This is a genomic window from Micromonospora sp. D75 (assembly GCF_018070405.1).
In the GTDB taxonomy this organism is placed as follows: domain Bacteria; phylum Actinomycetota; class Actinomycetes; order Mycobacteriales; family Micromonosporaceae; genus Micromonospora; species Micromonospora chalcea.
Genome location: NZ_JAGPXV010000919.1, coordinates 1 through 1,637 on the forward strand (window position 1 = coordinate 1; position 1,637 = coordinate 1,637).

General features: G+C 79.5%; 1 pseudogene. It reads left to right on the forward strand.

The annotated features are described in order from the left end of the window. A pseudogene (locus KBX39_RS30680) lies at positions 1-1,637 on the forward strand (helix-turn-helix transcriptional regulator); the annotation flags it as partial.

Genomic DNA, 1,637 nt, shown 5'->3' on the forward strand with positions numbered 1-1,637 from the left:
GAGCCCGGCGGCGCCTGCACGCGGTGCTCGCCCGCGCGGTCGCCGACCCCGACGAGCGGGCCCGGCAACTGGCCCGGTGCGCTGTCGCGCCAGACGCGGACGTCGCCGCCGACCTGGCCGCCGCCGCGGCCCGCCAGCGCATACGCGGCGCGCCCGCGCTCGCCGCCGACTGGTACGCCCGGGCGGCCGAGCTGACCCCGCAGGCCGCCACCGCCGACCGCAACCGGCGTCGCCTCGACGCGGTGCAGTGCCGCATCGACAGCGGGGACTACGCGGCGGCCGGCCGGGCCGCCGAGGCCGCGGCCGAGGAGCTGACCGGCGCCGAGCGGGGTGAGGCGCTGCTGTTGCGCGCCCTCGTCGCCTGGTGCGCCGACGACCTGGTCACCGCCGTGCGCGTGGCCGAGCAGGCGCTCGCCGCGGCCGGGCCGGACGGGGACCTGGCCGGGCGGATCCACACGCACCTGACGATGTTCCACGACCAGCCGGAGGCCGCGCGGGCGCACGCTCGGGCGGCGATCGCCCGGCTCTCCGACCGCGACGACCACCGCCCGCTGTTCACCGCCGCGCTGCTGCTGTTCTTCTTCCACGAGGTACGCGCCGGTGGCGAGGCGCCGACCGGCCTGCTCGACCGGGCGCTGGCGCTGGAGGCCGGCGAACCGTCCTACCTGGCCGGCTCGGTGCCGGCGATCTGGTGGAAGGCCGTCGACGACCACGACCGGGCCCGGGCCCGGCTGCACCTGATGCTGGACCGGGCGGTGGCGCGCGGGGACGACCCGCTGCGGCACGAGGCGCTCACCCACCTCGGCGAGACGGAACTGCTCGCCGGGCGGTTCGCCGAGGCCGGGACGCACATCGCCGACGCCCGTGACCTGGGTGAGCAGCTCGGCACCGGCCTGGTGGGCGAGAGCTGGCTGGCCGGCATGCTCGACGCGCACCGGGGCCGGCTGGCGCGGGCGGGTGCCACCGCCGCCGGGCTACGTCGCGACGACGACCTCGGCGACGCGTGGAGCCGCCGGCTGCACCATCAGCTCACCGGGCTGGTGGCGCTCGCCTCGGGCGAGTGGGTCACGGCCGCGGCGGCGTACGGCTCGCTCGCGGCCGACCTGGACGGTTCGGGCATCGTCGAGCCGCTGGGGCAGCGGTTCGAGCCGGACTGGATCGAGGCGTGCGTGGGCGCCGGTGACCTGGACACCGCGCACGCGGCGCTGGACCGGCTGGCCCGGCGGCACGCGCGGCTGCCGCGGCCGTGGACGACGCTCGGGCTGGCCCGCAGCCGGGTGCTTCTGGCCGGCGCGACGGGCGCGGACCCGGGCGAGGCGCTGGACGCGCTGACGCAGGCCCGGGCCACGGTGCCGGAGGCGGTGCTGCCGTTGGACCGGGCCCGCTGCCTGCTCGCGGCCGGGCGGGCGTACCGGCGGGTGCGGCGGCGGCGGGAGGCGCGGGCGGCGCTCGACGCGGCGGTGGCCGAGTTCGACGCGCTCGGCGCGTCCGCGTTCGCCGACCGGGCGCGGGCGGAGCTGGGCCGCATCGGCGCCCGCACCCCGGCCCCGACGGCGCTCACCGCGACGGAGGAGCGGGTGGCCCGGCTCGCCGCCCGGGGGCAGACGAACCGGCTCATCGCCGACGCGCTCTACATC